Here is a 16,224-nt window from a genome sequence, read left to right on the forward strand (position 1 = left end):
GACTTGAGGTGACGCGAGCAAGCCCATTGCCATGCCGACGGCTCAGAATAGGGCGCCCTCAGCACCCTCACCGAAATCCGACCCACCTCGCGCGGCCAGCTGCTCCATGCGCTTCCGGATAGCTTCGGACGATGGCGGGGGAAGGTCGGGGTGTTTCTCCCTCGCCTTATCGACAGTCACGCCCTTGAGTAGACCGAGGTGCACCTCATCGGCGTAGGCCTGGTGGTTCAATCGGCGTAGACGATCGACAATCTCGGTTCGGGCGAGCAAGCCGATGGTGCGACGAGTACCTTGATCGGTTTCGTGGAAGCCATGATCGAGCAGGAAGGTCTCGTGTGTCGGGTCCGCCGGCTGAGTCTGTCTGGACTCGTCCAGCAGGTCGAACCAGCCGTACGCCTCGACAGTCGCTCTGTCGATCTCCTCGTGGATGCGCCGGAGTTCAACGATGCCCTCATCCTGACAATCAGGGTTGTGAACCAGGTTGTAGGTGGCAGTTAGACCCATACCGCGGGTGACCATGAAGTCGCGACGATATCCATCGAGACAGGTTCCAGCAGCACGAAGACGGTCGGTGAGTGGAGGCCGCACGAGCGTTTCGAATACGTCCGTGGGGGTGTACCGGAGGTCACCCTTCATAGTAGAAGCACGATCGAGGGCCCACCAATAGTGCGGAGCGCTCGACAGAACAGCCAGCAGTGCTGGGTCATCAGACGCGATCACAACCGTGGCGTCACTAAACACCTGCGCAGTCGTAACCATCGCCGGCATCACGACATGAGTATGTCGAGTGATTACCATGCAGCGATCAAGTCGCCCGATAGATTTGCGCATCTCCGGAGCGGGACGAGTAAATCGCCACCAAATCTCTCGCCGACTCTTGTCCTTACTCCTTTCCCTCTCCGGCTTCACCTCGCGAATAACTTTAGCAATAGCCTTGTCGTAGCACATCGACTCTTCAAGGGAACGCATCTGGAAGTCAATAATCCATCGGTCCGTAGCATGCCTCGGATGCTGGTTAACGTCCTGCCCATTGAGATACGGGAAAAGAATCTCTGCGTATCGGTTGTCCTCTGCGATCCAGGCGTGCGCCTCTGACTCATCCAGCGTGAAACCCATACCCAGGACATACGAACCGATAAAAGATACTCCGTCATTGTTTTCCAGGGGCTCCACCCACGACGACTCCCTGGTCGCCGGGTTCAACGATGTGGAAATTCCGTTTGGCACCACTGCATCACCCAGGACGCAACGAGCTTCCTCCGCCAGTGGCGTCCTGCTGGTCCACACCGCACAGTACTCAAGGACCGCCGAACTAGACGGCCACCGCTTACTCTTGACAGCCCGGCGAATGGTGATCCCCGCTGACCCTAGCTGGTCAAGACCGACCTCGCGAGAATCACCCTGCGCCAGAGTATTCGTGGCGATCAGGCCCGTCTGCCCACCGACGTTCAACAGCTGATGCGCTCGTAGCTCAAAGTACGCGACCAGATCAGCACTGCCGCGCTTGCCGCTCGCAAGGTAGTCGATCACGTGCTCGCGATAGGCCTCGCCCATCGCACTCGTGAGCTTCTGTCCACCCAGGAACGGCGGATTCCCAACAATCGCATCGAACCCACCTCTCAAGGTAAACACCTCCGGAAACACCAGAGTCCAATGCACTGGCTGCCGTTCCAGAGCCTCCTCCGGCACCTCCGCTTCCAGCCAGCCCTCCGCTCTATCCCGAGCCGCCCGCACCACCTCAGAGTCGTCCTCGACCCCGTCCTCCATGATCCGCTGCACGATCCACGCAGCCCTGGGGAACAGATCCCTGACCCGATCCCCACCGTCCTCCTCGTACCAAGGCACCCGCCCAGAAGCACAGGTAGCCAGCGCGGCCCCCGCGATCAGGTCCCCCACCAACCGCAGCCTCCGCGAATGCCGGTTGACCTCCTCCAGGCGCTCCCGCTTCTCCTGAAGCGCCGGCAGGTCCACGCCCTTGATGGCCGTGATGGCCAACCGCTCCCGCGTCAACTGGTCCACCAACTGCCGGGCCTGCTCGGCCAGGACGTCGGTCTGTCCGCTCGGCTTCATGTGCACTGACTGGATCTGCTCCATGGTGTGCACGCCCAGCAGCGAATCCCCCGCCACCAGCCGGTCGTCCAGGAAGGTGAACGGCCGGCCCGGATCCATCGACACCAGCCACAGCGACAGCTTGGCCATCTCCACGGCCATGGGGTTGATGTCGACGCCGTACAGGCAGTGCTCGATGATCTGGCGACGCGCCTCGACCACGACCGGGTCCTGCTCCGCGTCCGCGGACGTCACCGCGTCGACGGCCCGCCCCGCCCGGTACGCCATCGCGTCCGCGCGGCCCTCGGACTCCCACGCCTCGATCAGGCGGTCGCCCAGGTAACGGCAGGCCGCCACCAGGAACGCCGCCGAGCCCATCGCGATGTCGGCGACCTTCAGGTCCAGGATCTGGTCGGCAGATTTGAGGCGCCACTCCCCCGTGTCCGCCGTCTGGAGCGGGCCCGGCTCGTACACCAGGGGCTCCAGCGCGTGCAGCACGACCTCCTCCGCGAGGAAGCGGGGCGTGTAGTGCGTCCCCGTGTTCTTCCTGAGGGACGACTCCGTGACGTACAGCGCGCCGTTCGGGATGACCGTCGGCAGGCTCCGCAGGTCGTCCCGCAGGATGCCGACGAACGGCAACAGCCGCTCCGTCAGCGCCACGTCCTTGGTGACCGCGTTCAGCCGGCGCCGTGCCTCCGCCGCCGCCTCCGTGCCGAGCGGAGCCAGCTTCTTCTCCAACTGGCCCGCCGTCGCCGGGGGCTTCGGGTCCTTCCACTTCTCGTGGATGGACTTGGCCAGGCCGGACAGCGAACCGCCCGCCTTCGCCGCCAGTGACTCCAACTCCCGCAGCGTGACCTCGTGTTCGAGGCCCTCGGGGCCGATCAGGCCCACCATGTGCTCGACGGCCCTGCGTCCGTCGAAGGACAGCAGGCCCTCGTACACGTAACCGATCTGCTCGACGTCCAGCGCGCGGAAGCTGAGCGTGCGGACCTCGCGGTCCTTGCCCTTGCCGACGCGGACCTCCTGCACGGCCTGGAGCATGTGCAGGACCGTGCGGTCGTCGATCGCGAGGAGCGGGGTGGTTCGCTCCAGCCACGGGAACTTGTCCGGGTCGAAGATCGAGCCGTCGTAGGCAGGGAGGTGGAAGCCGGAACCCGGGTGGTCCACTCCCCCGTGTACGGCGTGGAAGAGGGCGATGAGGCGGTGCCATGCCGACGTCGTGTGTTCGAGGGACGTCTCGCCCTCCTCGTCCGCCCGCGCCTTCAGTTCGTCGCGCAGGAAGCGGGCGGAGTAGGAGCGGGCGTACACCTCGTTGTCGGCCGGGAGCAGACCTCGCTCCTCCGCGAAGAGGAGGAAGACGACGCGCATCATGACCGCGACCGCGCCGCGGTAGACCTCGCCCGCGCCGACGCCCGACGCGTGCAGTCCCGGCGCCCCGTGCTCGATGGCGCGGACGTCCGCGCGCCCTATGGCGTCCACGAGGAGTTCGACGGCCTGGCGGACCTGGACGCCCATCGCCTCGGTGACGTCCTCGCCCGCCGCGAGGCTCGCCTTCAGCAGGCCCACCAGCGTCTCGGCGTCGTCGTACTCGAAGAAGCGACGGCGGCGCAGCAACGAGACGAACGCCCGAACGAGATTCCGGTCCGCAGCCGTGTTCCAGTCGATCGCGTCGAACACCGCCGTCGTCGTGACGCCGCCCAGCGGGGCCCAGACCAAGCACCACCAGCGGCCGTCGGTCACCAGTCCGAGCGGTACCCCGTGATGGCGCAGGAGGCGGGCCAGGCGGTCGGCGGGGGCCGCGGACCAGTCGCCGCCACCGCCGACGCGGGCCGTGGGGGCCGTACCGGCCGGGACCGTCATGCCGAGCAGGCGTACGCGCTTGGCGGCCGACGCCACGTCCGGCTCGATCGCGAGATCCGCGCCCGGTTCGACAAGGGCGAAGTCGGGGCGTACCTCGGTGTTGTGCTCCGCGACCCGCAGAGTGAGGCGGTCAAGACCGTGGTGCTCCGCATCGCCCTGCCGGAAAGTCAACGCGTCGCCCCAACCGAGCAGGCGGCCCAGCACATACGCCACCCACTCGTCGCGGCCGGCCGTGGTGTCGGTCTGCCAGTCGGCGTGCCGGGCGCGGATCCGGGCGCGTTCGTCCTTCTCCAGAACATCGAGCTGGGGCCAGGCGCGCAGCAGGACGGGCATGGTCAGGAAGGGGCCGGAGACCTCGGTGAGGTCGAGCCACTCCTGGTGCTGACGGCGGCCGTCGGCGGCCTTGGCCTTGGCGGCGGCGACTCCGGCGCTCATCTGGCGGGGGCTCATCGGCGGGCTTCCTTTGCGGGGATCACGAAGACGACGGCGGCGGGGAAGAGGTGGGAGCGGGGCTCGCGGTAGCGGGCGGCGATGGCGGCGAGTTCGCGTTCGCGTTCGGCGGGGAGACCTTCCAGGCGTTCCTGCCAGCGGCGGCGGTCGTCCTCGAACTGGCGGCGTTCGTGGCCGGTCAGTTCGTGGGTGGACAGGAGCGCGAGCTGCTCGCCCTCGCCTTCGCCCTCCTCCTTGAGCTTGGCGCGCAGGGTGGCCTCGAAGCGGTCGAGGGTCCCGGTGATGCGGCGCTCCTCCTCCGTCCGGCGTTCCGCGAGCCTGCTCTCCAGCTGGCGGCCGAGTTCGCCAGAGCGGGCTTCCAGGGAGCGGTAGAGGGGATCGCGGAGCTTGGCCCAGGCCTCGGTGAGTTCCTTGCGGAGGTGCGGGGCGGCCTCGATGCCCTCGGTGAGCGCCTGCGAGAGGACCCTGCCCTGTTCGTTGACCGACTCCCAGCGGCGGAAGCGGCCGGTGTCGCCGAACCAGCCGCCCGCGTAGAGGACTTCCTCGTGCAGGCGGGTGCCGTCGGTGCCGACGAGGACGTACCGCGCGTACGCGGAGACGAGGGTCGTGGTCACGGCGGGGTCGTCGGAGACGACCGCGGTGACGCGGTTGAGGCCGATCGAGTCCGCGTTCCAGACGGCCGCCGTCAGCAGGCGGGTGGAGAGGGCCACGAGCGGGTGCTTGAGGTGGGCGAGGACCACGTCGTCCCTGCCGTGCGCGGCCACCCGCGAGGAGAAGGTGAGCGGACGCTGTTCGCCCTCGCGGAGCTTGTGGGCGAGGCCGCGGGTCGCCCGCTCCCAGCTGCCGGACAGGGGCTGTACGTCGAAGAGGTCACCCGGCTCGAAGTCCTCCGCGCGGAGCGTGGACGGCAGCAGCGGCGGCTGGTTGTCCAGTGCCAGCGCGGTGTCCACGACCCGCTTGACGTTGGCCGGGGTGAGGCCGAGCGCGGTGACGGTGTCGTCGTACTGGTCAGCGAGGCGCTTCGTCTGCGCGGTGACGTTCTGCTCGGGGGCGACCTCGCCGCCCGTGCGACGGCCCTTGATCGTCTTCGGCTTGGCGTTGTCGATGTCGACCGGTGCGGTGTCGCCGGTCATCCGGCGCTGTACGGCGTCGGCGAGGACGGCGTTGACGGAGCCGAGGTCGTGCTCCATGCGCGCGACCTTCTTGGCGACACGGGAGAGGAACTCCAGGTCGGCCTCGTAGGAGCCGGCCTGGGCCTGCTGCCAGCCGGAGCCGATGAAGTGCGTGATCTCCGGGTCCTTCTTCTGGCCCCAGCGGTCGATGCGGCCGATGCGCTGTTCGAGCTTGTTGGGGTTGAAGGGGATGTCGTAGTTGATCAGGCGGTGGCAGTGGTTCTGGAGGTCGATGCCCTCGCCGGCGGCGTCGGTGGCCAGCAGGATGCGGACCTTGCCCTCCGCGCGGGACGGCTCGGTCTGGAAGCCGAGGCGGATACGCTCGCGCTCCTCGGCGGACAGGCCGCCGTGGAGGCGTTCGACGCGGCCACCGTCGGTCAGTTCCTCCTGCTGGAGGAGGTCGTGGAGCCACTTCTGGGTGTCGCGGTACTCGGTGAAGACGACGACACGTTCGTTCGTCCAGTGCTTGCCGTCGGAGGTCCGGCAGATCGCCTTGAGTTCGCGGATCAGGGCGTCCGCCTTGGAGTCGGGCGCCGCCTCGTGGGTGAGGGCCCAGCGCTCCATCTCCTGGAGCAGGTCGAGTTCCTGACCGTCCTCCGCCGGGGTGAGCGAGGTGGAGCGGGTCAGGGCGTCGTCCTCGGCGTCGACCAGGCCGGTGTCGTCGAGATCGGCGACGAGGTCGGCGAACTCCTCAAGCCACTCGGGGACTTCGGCCGCCGCCGTACGGCCGCGCGCGGGGCCGGTGTCCTCCACGTGGGAGAGGTAGACCTGCACGGTGTGGAGGAAGGCGGCCGGGGAGGAGAACAGCCGCTTCTTCAGCAGCAGGGTCACCAGGTCGGCGGCGCGGCGACCGCCCCGGGCCGTCGGGTTCAGCTTCTTGCGGCGCAACTCGGCGAAGGAACCGAGCAGTTCGTGGATCGCGCGTTCCTGCTGGGTGTAGTCGACGGAGAGGTCGTGCATCCGGCGACCGCGGAAGCGCTGCGTCACGCCGTCCCGCTCGGTGATGGTCGACTTCAGGCGTCGTACGACCGTGTCCTTGAGGGCTTCCTTGTCGGGGTCGACGCCGCGGGCGAAGCGCTGGTCGTCGATCAGTTCCAGGAGGGCGGTGTACGACTCGGGGTAGCCGTTGTGCGGGGTGGCGGAGAGGAAGAGGCGGTGCTCGAAGTGCGGGACGAGGCGCCGGATCAGCTTGGTCTGCTGGGAGTCGACCGCGTACACCTGCTTGGGCGCGGCGGGCGCCACGTGGTGGGCCTCGTCGAGGACGAGGAGGTCGAAGAAGCGCTTGTGTTCGCCGTCGGAGCTCTCCTCGGGGGCGCCGATGACCTCGTCGAGGAGGCGCTGGGCCTTCTGTCCGCGCAGCCAGGGCAGGGAGACGATGGTGAGCGGGTGGACACGGAACGGGTTGGCGGCCGTGCCGTGGGTGCGGCGCAGGCGGGCACAGTGCTCGGAGTCGACGATGGTGAACTCCAGGCCGAACTTCTCGGCCATCTCGTCGCGCCACTTGAGGGTGAGGCCGGCCGGGCAGACGACCATGGTGCGGCGAGCCCGGCCGCGCAGCATCAGCTCCTGGACGACGAGACCGGCCTCGATGGTCTTGCCGAGGCCCACGTCGTCGGCGAGGAGCAGGTTGACGCGGGGCGCGCCGACGGCGCGGGAGACGGGCTCCAGCTGGTACGGCTCGACGGCGACGCCGGACCGGAACGGGGCCTGAAGGGTCCTGGCGTCGGCGGAGGCGACGGCGGACCAGCGCACGGCGTCGAGGAACGCGGCGAGGCGGTTCGGGGAGTCGTAGGAGCCCGTGGACGCGTCAGGGAGGGAGCCGGCGGGCAGGACTCGGCGGCCGGGCTCGACCTCCCAGATGACGGAGAGGGTGTCGCCGAAGCGGCCGTCGGCGACGGACTGGAGATGGAGCAGGGTCGCGGGGCGCCGGTCCTCCTCGCCGTCGGAGGCGGCCGGGGACGGCTCGACGCGGGCGACCACCCAGGACTGGCCGCGCACCTCGACCAGATTTCCTTCTTCGGGGAGCGCTTGCGCCGCCCCCGTCCGCTCGGTCTCACCCTGAGCTGCTGGCGTCATCGGCGCTGTTCCCCTCGGTGTCTCCCGCTGCCGTCCGTAGACAGTGTCCTGCCTCCCCACCGGAACGGTGCAGCCGGAGACTAACATGAGTGATTTACTGTGAACAGAGATTACAGAACAATGGTGCGGGGCACCCCTTCAGGACATACGTCGTAGCCGGTCCAGGAGGGAGCCGGTACGTCCCCTGCGTATGTCATCCGCGGGAAAGACCCTCTCTTCGTCGCCGACCAGGCGCCGCAGCAGTTCCACGGCCGCGTGGCGCTCTCCCGTCCGGACCAGCAGCACCGCGATCTCGTACCGCGTGTCCAGCACCGCGGGGTCGCCCGGTCCGAGGAGGCTGCGCTGTTCGGCGAGGACCGACTTCAGCTCGTCCAGGGCCTCACGGGTGCGGCCGAGCACGCCCGCGCACAGGGCGGCTCCGGCTCGGGCGGCAAGGAAGTCGGCCCGGCCGAGGCCGGGGACGGCCATGAGTTCCTCGTACTCCTCCAGGGCGCGGGCCGGGCGGCCCGCCCGGCGCAGGGCGGCGATCTCGGCGAGACGCGGATGCGCGAGCGCCGTCACGGACGTCGAGCCGGGCCGGGCCGGGGCCCACGCGGCGAGCAGAGCGGCCACCTCGGCCGCGGAGGCCGGTCGGTCCTCGGGCTTCTTCTCCAGCAACGCCGCCACCAGCGTACGCAAGCCGGCCGGCACACCGGAACGACGGTCGGCGAGCGGGGGCACCGGCTCGTTCGCGTGCCGGTGGTACAGCATGAACGGGCTGCCGTCGGTGAACGGCGGGTCTCCGGCGAGCAGTTCATAAAGGACACAGCCGAGCGAGTAGAGGTCGCTCGCCGGCACGGTCCTGCCCACGGCCTGCTCGGGTGCCATGTAGACGACCGTGCCGGGGGTGGCGTTGGCCGCGGTGAAGCGGGTCTCGCCGGGCTGGGGCTCCAGGGCGGCCGCGACACCGAAGTCGAGGACCTTGATCTCACCGTCCGGGGTGATCATCAGGTTCGACGGCTTGAGGTCGCGGTGCACCACACTCTGGCTGTGGGCGTAGGCGAGCACGTCGGCGACACGGCGCGCGGCATCCGCGGCCCGCTCGACGGAGAGTGGGCCGTCGCTTTCGAGAACGGCGTCAAGGGCGCGGCCCGGGACCAGATCCATGACGAGATAGAGCTCGCCGTCATGGCTGCCGTGATCATGGACGGCCGGGATGCCCGGGTGATCCAGTCGGCTGGTGAGGCGCGCTTCACGGAGGAATCGGCGCTCCAGTGTCGTGAGCTCGGCGCCGCGGCTGCGGGGCGCGAGGAGTTTTACGGCTACTTCCCGACCGTGGTCACGGTCGCATGCCGCCCAGACGACACCCATACCTCCCCGGCCGAGCTCGTGGGTGAGCTCGTACCGTCCAAGGCTTCGCCGCATTGCGCCCGTCCCCAGTCCCGGCGCCCGCGGCGCCTGCCACACCCCCTGCGACCGGGGGCGACGCGGCGCACCCGGTCAGTTGGGTCATCCTCTCACTGTTCACACGGGCCTCGGCCCCTGCGGTACGAGGAAGGGGCGGCGGGGATCCTCCGGCAGACCGCGGCGGGTGGCCAGACCGGGCGCCGGTTCCGGCAGGTAGGGGGCGAGAGCCGCGTAGACCTCGGTCGCGGAGGACGGGCGGTCGTCCGGACGCTTGGCGAGCAGCGCCGTGACGAGTTCCTGCAAGGCCTCGGGAACCTCCACCCCCGCATCGGAGATGACGGGCGGAGGCGAGCTCAGATGGCGGGAGGCGAGGAGCGCCGGCTGGCCGGTGGCGAACGGGGCTCTCCCCGTGAGCATGTGGTGGAGCAGACAACCGACGGCGTAGAGATCACTGCGGCCGTCGAGCCGGTGCCGACCGGAAAGCAATTCGGGGGACGCGCAGAGAATGTTGCCGATGCCTTCACCGGTCATGGTCAGGCGCGGGTCCGCGTCGGTGAGCAGTTTCACCAGTCCGAAGTCGAGGATCTTCACGACGCCATCTCGCCGGATCATGACATTCTGTGTTTTCAGGTCACGATGGACGAGGTCGGCGGCGTGGGCCGCGGACAGTCCGGCACACAGCTGGGCGGCGACGGCCGCGGCAGAGGCCACGTCGAATCGTTCGTCCTCCTGCTGATCGAAGAGGAATTCCAGAGTGGTGCCCTCGATCAGTTCCATGACCAGACAGCAGGTGTCGTCCGTGATCGAGGCGTCGAAGACCGTGGTGATGTTGGAATGGTCGAGCCTCGCCGCAGCCTGCGCCTCTCTCTTGAAGCGAGCCAGCGCCTCCTCGCGGCTCGCCGGGACGGCGAGCAGTTCCGCCGCGATCGTCTTCACGGCCACGGGCCGCTCGAGAGAGAGATCACGCCCTTGCCAGACCTGCCCCATCACGCCCCGGCCGAGAACCGACTGCAGCTGATAGCGGTCGCGCAGCACTGTTCCCGGCGCGAAATCCGACATTCCTCTCCTCCTCCACACTTCCCACACATCGACCTCGCAGTTTCACACTGTGAACAAAGTCAATGAGCGTAGTAGCCTTCGACGCAACACCGCCGCCGGGACACTGACCAGCGCTGCCGGCCCAGCACCTCGGAGACTGTTCGATGAGTACACCCAAGGCCGTACCCGTCAGTTTGGCCGAGATCGCCCGGATCGCCGGTGTGGGACGCGCGGCCGTGAGCAACTGGCGCCGCCGCCATGACTCCTTCCCCACCCGCATCGGCGGCACCGACGTCAGTCCGCAGTTCTCACTGGCAGAGGTGGAACAGTGGCTGCGGGACAACGGCAAGCTCAAGGACTTCGGTGGTCGTGAGTTCCTCTGGCCGCGGTTCGAGGCGCTCGGCAGCAGGGACGAGTCGGGCTTGGCCATTGCCGAGTCGGTCCGCTTGATGCGCGCTCCTCGCGCTCGGGTAGCCCAATCCGAACTCTCAGGCACAGCAAGAGAATTGGCAGGCGAAGCAGCACGACTGGGGCGGAGCGAGGGACAACGCGAGACCTTTGAGTTCCTGCTGCAACGATGGCTCGAGACGCATGTACGACAACTCAGCACCACGCCCTCACAGCTCGCTTCGCTGATGACCCGGATCGCCCTCACCACGAGGCTGGGGAGGGATGGAGAAGGGCTTACCGTCTTCGACTGCGCCTGCGGTACAGGCCACCTGTCGGCCGCGGCCGCGCAGGAATACGACGGTCCGGGTCTGGTGGTGCTCGGGTGCGAAAGGGATCCGGCACTCGCGGCGCTGGCTTCCTCCCGGCTCGGATTCATCACCGAGAACCGGAACATCCGTACGGAGATCGCCACGGCAGACGCGCTGCGCGATGACCCCTTCGCAGGGATGCGCGCCGACATCGCGCTGTGCAATCCCCCCTTCAACGAACGTGACTGGGGCTACGAGGAGCTCGCCACCGACCAGCGTTGGACTCACGGACTGCCCCCACGGACCGAACCGGAACTGGCCTGGGTACAGCACCTGCTCTCCCACCTCAAACCCGGCGGGACGGCTGTCGTCGTCCTTCCGCCCGCCGTCGCGTCCCGCAAGGCGGGCCGCCGCATCCGGGGCTCGCTCCTGCGTACCGGGGTGCTTCGCGCGGTGGTGGCGCTGCCGCCCGGAAGCGCGCAACCGCACAGTGTGTCACTGCAGTTGTGGGTCCTGAGAGCCGCCCCGGACAGCCCGGTTCCCGCCGGTCCCGCTCAGGACGCGCTGCTTGTCGATGCAACGGGCTTCGCACGGCCCGGCGCGCGCGAGCCAGGACCGGACTGGGATGCTCTCGGCGCTTTCGTCCTCTCCGCTCTGGAGGTCCTCGACCACCCGGACGCCGATCCACCGGAAAGCGCCGTCCGCGTCCCCCTGCTCGACCTGCTGGACGACGAGGTGGATGTCACCCCCGGGCGCTACACCGCGTCGAGCACAGAACCTTCCGGCGTCGAAATGGCGGCTTCATGGGGCCAGTTGGGCGGCTTCCTGACCGACCTCGCAGGACATGTGCAGCATCTGTCCAAGCTCGGTTTCGAGAGCGATACACCGCAGGTCACAGCGACAGTCGGGGACCTCGTCAAGGCCGGCGCCCTCACACTCCTGGCCGGGCAACAGCCCTCGGAGACAGCTGCGCCTTCCCCTGAGACCACCGTTCCGCTCCTGACGGTCCCCGACCTGTTGATGGACGGCGCTCCCAGAGGGCGGGTCCCCGCCGGCTCGGCCAACGCTGTCGTCGAGCAGGGCGATGTCGTGGTCGCCGGTGTGGTCAGGGCGTTCCAGGCGTGGGTGCACGAGGGCACCCCGGTGGCCCTGGGCCCTCAGCTCTACGCCTTGCGGGTGGACCCGGAGAAGCTGGATGCCCACTTCCTCGCCGGTTGTCTGCGTGCGCCCGCCAACGGACGCCAGGCAGGGACCCACGCATCGAGCTCGTCAAGGATCGACATCCGGCGCCTTCAGGTGCTTCAGCTCCCTCTGGAGGAGCAAGCGGGGTATGCCGAAACCTTCCGTCGGCTCAGGACCTTCGAGAACCTGCTCACCGAGGCTCAAGGACTGGGCAAGGGGCTGGTGAACGATGTGAGCGATCGACTCGCGGTGGGCGGACTGGCCGTCTGACGGCATGCGTAAGTGTGACCCTGCTCGGTGTTTTCGGGTGAGCCGCACGCCAGATCGTCGGAACTGCCGGATGTCAGCCCCCTGCATCCGGATCGGCACAACGCTCCTCGACATCGACGGTCACTTCGGAACACACATCGGTGATCCGTTTCGCCAGTTGCGCAGGCAGTTCGCCCGCGAGAGAAAGACAGTCCGTGATCACACGCAGGGCGGCGTCGATCTCCCCGAAGGCGAGCCGGCACTCCGCCGCACGCAACCGGGCCACGGCCCGTGCGGCCACAGCGTTTTCACCGTCGCCGGGTTCGAGCTCCCCGGCCAGCCCGTCGTAGAGCTTGGCCGCGTCTCCGCACTCCCCGGCCAGCCGCAACCCTTCCGCGGCGATCCGCCAGACCCGCGCGACGACAGGTCGACGTACGCCCCACTCGGCTCGCACCCGTGAGGCAAGTTCCGCCAGCCGTCCGACGGCCTCGGCCGGAGCGTTCTCCTCGATTTCGCGGGAGGCGGCGTCACAGAGATCGGCGACGTCGGACGGGTCGAGCCACTCCTCGGCCTCAGGCGCCGGCCGAGCGGGCCTGGCGGAGGACGTGCGGGGAGAACGGAACGGGGCCGTGGGGTCGGGCACCAGGCGCGGCCTCGGTGCCGGGTCGCCCGAGCGAGGTGCCAGCGGCCGGAAGGCCTCCAGTGCCTCGCCGGCATCGGGCCGCTCCTGCGGTGACTTGGCAAGCATGCGGAGAATGAGCTCGTCGAGTTCCGGCGGAACGCCGGCACCGTGGAGGCTCGGGGCCAACGGCTCCGCCTTCAGGTGCATGTCGCGGCAGCAGTGGAATGCCACCGACACGGACACGGCGCGCAACCTGCAAGCCATCGCCCAGGACCTGACTCTCGCCCTGGCCATGACCTCCTCCCAGCGCGGCGCTTCGCTCGCCGGCACAGTCACGTCGCGGTCGGCGACACTCCGGTTCCGGCTCGGGACAAGGAGCCGGACTGCCGCAAGGACCGGCCTCGCTTGAGATCACCGCCGGAACGTGCGTGAAACCAGGAGCGCCGCAGGCCAAAGACCGAGGCGCCCCAGGAACGACGAAAAACCGGCGAGTAACATCACTCGACCGGTAATTCGTGAACGCTTCGGGACGATCTCGTGAACGTCCCACATTGTGTCCGAGGGGGGACTTGAACCCCCACGCCCGATAAAGGGCACTAGCACCTCAAGCTAGCGCGTCTGCCATTCCGCCACCCGGACCAGGTGTCTGTCGCCTTGCCGGAGCTGTTCCCGGCGGCGACATGGACAACAATACCAAGGTTTCGGAGTGCCCTTCACCTGCATTTCCGCCCCTCGCGCGGGCGGCGTCAGTGACAGAGGGTGCCCATGTGGCTACCTCGGGGCACCCTCTCGCGAGGGGCGGACGCCACTACGGCATCAGGTGGTACTCCGGGAAGTTCCCCGGCAGCCTCTCCCCCGCCGGGCCCTGGGTCACGGCCCGCACGAGCAGTTCGCCGCCGACGAAGGCGCCCCGCCAGGACGCGCCGAAGCCGCCGAACAGTTCCTCGCGGTCGCCGCGGGAGCGCGGCTTGCCGTGGCCGGTCTTGAAGGCGCGGATCTGCGGGGCCAGCCGCTCGAAGGTCGTGCGGTCGTCGGTGGACAGCGTGGCGACCAGCGCGCCGTTGGACGCGTTCATGGCGGCCAGCAGCTCGGCCTCGGTGTCGACCAGGACGATCGTGTCGACCGGGCCGAAGGGTTCCGCGTGGTGCAGCGGGGAGGACGGCGGCGGGTTGAGGAGCGTGACCGGCTGGACGTACGCGGAGGTGTCCTGGCCGGGCAGGAACCGGGCGTCGTCCGGTTTGCCGCGGTGCAGCGGGACGGCTCCTCGGTCGACTGCCTCGGCGACCTGGTCGTCGAGGTCCTTGGCCTTGGCGGCGTTGATCAACGGGCCGAAGTCGAGTGCCGGGTAGGGGTCGTCACGCTTCTCGACGGCGAGCGGGTGCCCGACCTTGAGCGTGCGGACGGCCGGGAGGTAGGCCGCGAGGAACTCGTCGAAGAGGGCGCGCTGGACGACGAAGCGCGGGTAGGCGGTGCAGCGCTGTTTGCCGTAGTCGAAGAGCTTGGGCACGACCGCCGTGAGCGTGTCCCAGTCCGAGTAGTTCCAGATGCCCCAGGTGTTGAGTCCCTCCTGTTCGAGGATATGCCGCTTGCCGAGGTCGGCGACGGCCGTGGCCACCGCGGCGCCGGTGTCGCGACCGCCGACGAAGGAGACGCAGCCGATCTCGGGCGCCCGCACCAGCGCCTCCGACAACTCCCGTCCGCTGCCGCTGACAAGGGTGACGGGCAGTCCCTCGCGGGCGGCGAGGGCGCAGGCCAGTGTCAGACACGCGACACCGCCGTCGGTCGGGGTCTTGGCGATGACCGCGTTGCCCGCCAGGGCCTGTATGAGCATGGCGTGGACGAGCACGCTCATCGGGTAGTTCCAGCTCGCGACGTTGGACACCGGTCCGTCCAGCGGGGCGCGCCCGGCGAGCATCGGCTCGATGCCGTCGACGTACCAGCGGACCCCGTCGATGGCCCGGTCGACGTCCGCCTGGGCGAGCCGCCAGGGCTTGCCGATCTCCCAGACGAGCAGCAGCGCGAGGAGTTCGCGGTGTTCGGTGAGCGCGTCGAGGGTCGCGGCGACGCGGGCGCGGCGTTCGTCGAGCGGGATGTGCCGCCAGGCGCGGTGCTGGTCGAGCGAGGCGCGGACGGCCTGGTGGGCGGTGGCCCGGTCCAGGCGCGGCGGGGCAGCGATCGGGGTGCCGTCGACGGGGGTGGTGGCGGGAAGGACATGGCCGTCCGCCTGCCAGGTGGCGTTCCAGAGGTTGAGGACGCGGTCGTCCCGGAACGCTTCGGGCGCGACGGCCAGACAGCGCTGCCAGGCGTCGGCCCAGGAGGTGCCGGCCTTCAGGGTGAGGGCCTGGGAAGAGGGGCTCGGGTTGAGGGAGGGTGCCATCGTTCTGCTCCGCTCTCGGTGCACAGTCGGGGCGGGAGGTGCGTGGCCCGGCGCCGTGCACGGCTCGCACTGCCGTGTACGGCGCCGTACTTTCGAGCATGTCTCACACGGAAGCTACTGACGAGTCAGGATGTGCGACAGTCACCGGGTGGCGACTATGAGTGACGTCACTCACTCCGTGGCCCCGAGGGCGGCGAGCACCAGGCGGGCCGTCTCGGTCGGTGTGCTCCCCACCCGCACTCCGACCGCCTCCAGCGCCTCCTTCTTCGCCTGCGCCGTGCCGGAGGAGCCGGAGACGATGGCGCCGGCGTGTCCCATCGTCTTGCCCTCGGGGGCGGTGAATCCCGCGATGTAGCCGACGACCGGCTTGGTGACGTGCTCGCGGATGTACGCGGCGGCGCGTTCCTCCGCGTCGCCGCCGATCTCGCCGATCAGGACGATCAGTTCGGTGTCGGGGTCGTCCTGGAAGGCGGCGAGGCAGTCGATGTGGGTGGTGCCGACGACGGGGTCGCCGCCGATGCCGACACAGGACGAGAAGCCGATGTCGCGCAGCTCGTACATGAGTTGGTAGGTCAGCGTGCCGGACTTCGACACCAGGCCGATCGGGCCGGGCTTGGCGATGTCGGCCGGGATGATGCCCGCGTTGGACTGGCCGGGGGTGATCAGACCGGGGCAGTTGGGGCCGATGATCCGGGTGCCCTTCTGCTGGGCGTAGGCCGTGAAGGCGACCGAGTCGTGCACGGGGATGCCCTCGGTGATGACGACCGCCAGGCCGATGCCGGCGTCGGCGGCCTCCAGCACCGCCGCCTTGGCGAAGGCGGGCGGCACGAAGACGACGGTGACGTCCGCCCCGGTGGCCGCCATGCCCTCGCCGACCGAGCCGAAGACGGGCACGGCGCGCTCGTCGAAGTCGACGGTCTGGCCCGCCTTGCGCGGGTTGACGCCGCCGACGACGTCGGTGCCGGCGGCGAGCATGCGTCGGGTGTGCTTCATGCCCTCGCCGCCGGTCATGCCCTGGACGAGGACCTTGCTCTCCTTGGTGAGGTGGATGGCCATGTCCCGGCT

Annotated in this window: 8 protein-coding genes and 1 tRNA gene; 1 reads left to right on the top strand and 8 read right to left on the bottom strand. The window is 69.0% G+C overall.

From position 1 onward, the window contains the following. Positions 1-42: 42 nt before the first annotated feature. From ACWCPM_RS14280 to ACWCPM_RS14295, 4 genes are all read right to left on the bottom strand, one after another. Positions 43-4,359 carry an Eco57I restriction-modification methylase domain-containing protein gene (locus tag ACWCPM_RS14280; protein ID WP_450976442.1) on the bottom strand — a complete coding sequence of 1,439 codons (4,317 nt, stop codon included), beginning with the start codon at positions 4,357-4,359 and terminating at the stop codon, positions 43-45. Then, positions 4,356-7,607 carry a DISARM system SNF2-like helicase DrmD gene (gene drmD / locus ACWCPM_RS14285; RefSeq protein ID WP_450976443.1) on the bottom strand — a complete coding sequence of 1,084 codons (3,252 nt, stop codon included), beginning with the start codon at positions 7,605-7,607 and terminating at the stop codon, positions 4,356-4,358. Before drmD ends, ACWCPM_RS14280 begins: the two co-directional genes overlap by 4 nt. 138 nt (positions 7,608-7,745) lie before the next feature. Continuing rightward, positions 7,746-9,011, bottom strand: a complete 1,266-nt coding sequence (locus ACWCPM_RS14290) for a protein kinase domain-containing protein (RefSeq protein WP_450976444.1) — start codon at positions 9,009-9,011, stop codon at positions 7,746-7,748. 99 nt (positions 9,012-9,110) lie between these two features. Further along, positions 9,111-10,028, bottom strand: a complete 918-nt coding sequence (locus ACWCPM_RS14295) for a serine/threonine-protein kinase (RefSeq protein WP_450976445.1) — start codon at positions 10,026-10,028, stop codon at positions 9,111-9,113. A 167-nt stretch (positions 10,029-10,195) separates the two neighbouring features. Here ACWCPM_RS14295 and ACWCPM_RS14300 point away from each other — a divergent pair, with 167 nt between their 5' ends. Beyond that, entirely contained in the window at positions 10,196-12,181 is a 1,986-nt protein-coding gene (locus ACWCPM_RS14300) for an N-6 DNA methylase (protein ID WP_450976446.1), read from the top strand. 73 nt (positions 12,182-12,254) lie between these two features. Here ACWCPM_RS14300 and ACWCPM_RS14305 read toward each other — a convergent pair whose 3' ends face one another. From ACWCPM_RS14305 to sucD, 4 genes are all read right to left on the bottom strand, one after another. After that, entirely contained in the window at positions 12,255-13,025 is a 771-nt protein-coding gene (locus tag ACWCPM_RS14305; RefSeq protein WP_450976447.1) for a hypothetical protein, read from the bottom strand. Between the two features lie 311 nt (positions 13,026-13,336). Further along, positions 13,337-13,421 (bottom strand) — tRNA-Leu (locus ACWCPM_RS14310). A gap of 169 nt (positions 13,422-13,590) precedes the next feature. Then, a complete protein-coding gene (locus ACWCPM_RS14315) occupies positions 13,591-15,159 on the bottom strand; it encodes an aldehyde dehydrogenase family protein (protein WP_450976448.1) in 1,569 nt (522 codons plus the stop codon). Positions 15,160-15,330: 171 nt separating this feature from the next. After that, complete coding sequence (sucD, locus tag ACWCPM_RS14320; RefSeq protein ID WP_450976449.1) at positions 15,331-16,215, bottom strand: succinate--CoA ligase subunit alpha; 885 nt, start codon at positions 16,213-16,215, stop codon at positions 15,331-15,333. Positions 16,216-16,224: the final 9 nt, after the last annotated feature.

The sequence above is a fragment of the Streptomyces sp. NPDC002309 genome, assembly GCF_053593375.1.

Excerpts from the sequence above, each read along its gene's own strand:
- drmD (WP_450976443.1), bottom strand. The coding sequence starts at position 7,607 with ATGACGCCAGCAGCTCAGGGTGAGACCGAGCGGACGGGGGCGGCGCAA.
- ACWCPM_RS14315 (WP_450976448.1), bottom strand. The coding sequence starts at position 15,159 with ATGGCACCCTCCCTCAACCCGAGCCCCTCTTCCCAGGCCCTCACCCTG.
- ACWCPM_RS14300 (WP_450976446.1), top strand. The coding sequence starts at position 10,196 with ATGAGTACACCCAAGGCCGTACCCGTCAGTTTGGCCGAGATCGCCCGG.
- ACWCPM_RS14290 (WP_450976444.1), bottom strand. The coding sequence starts at position 9,011 with ATGCGGCGAAGCCTTGGACGGTACGAGCTCACCCACGAGCTCGGCCGG.
- sucD (WP_450976449.1), bottom strand. The coding sequence starts at position 16,215 with ATGGCCATCCACCTCACCAAGGAGAGCAAGGTCCTCGTCCAGGGCATG.
- ACWCPM_RS14280 (WP_450976442.1), bottom strand. The coding sequence starts at position 4,359 with ATGAGCCCCCGCCAGATGAGCGCCGGAGTCGCCGCCGCCAAGGCCAAG.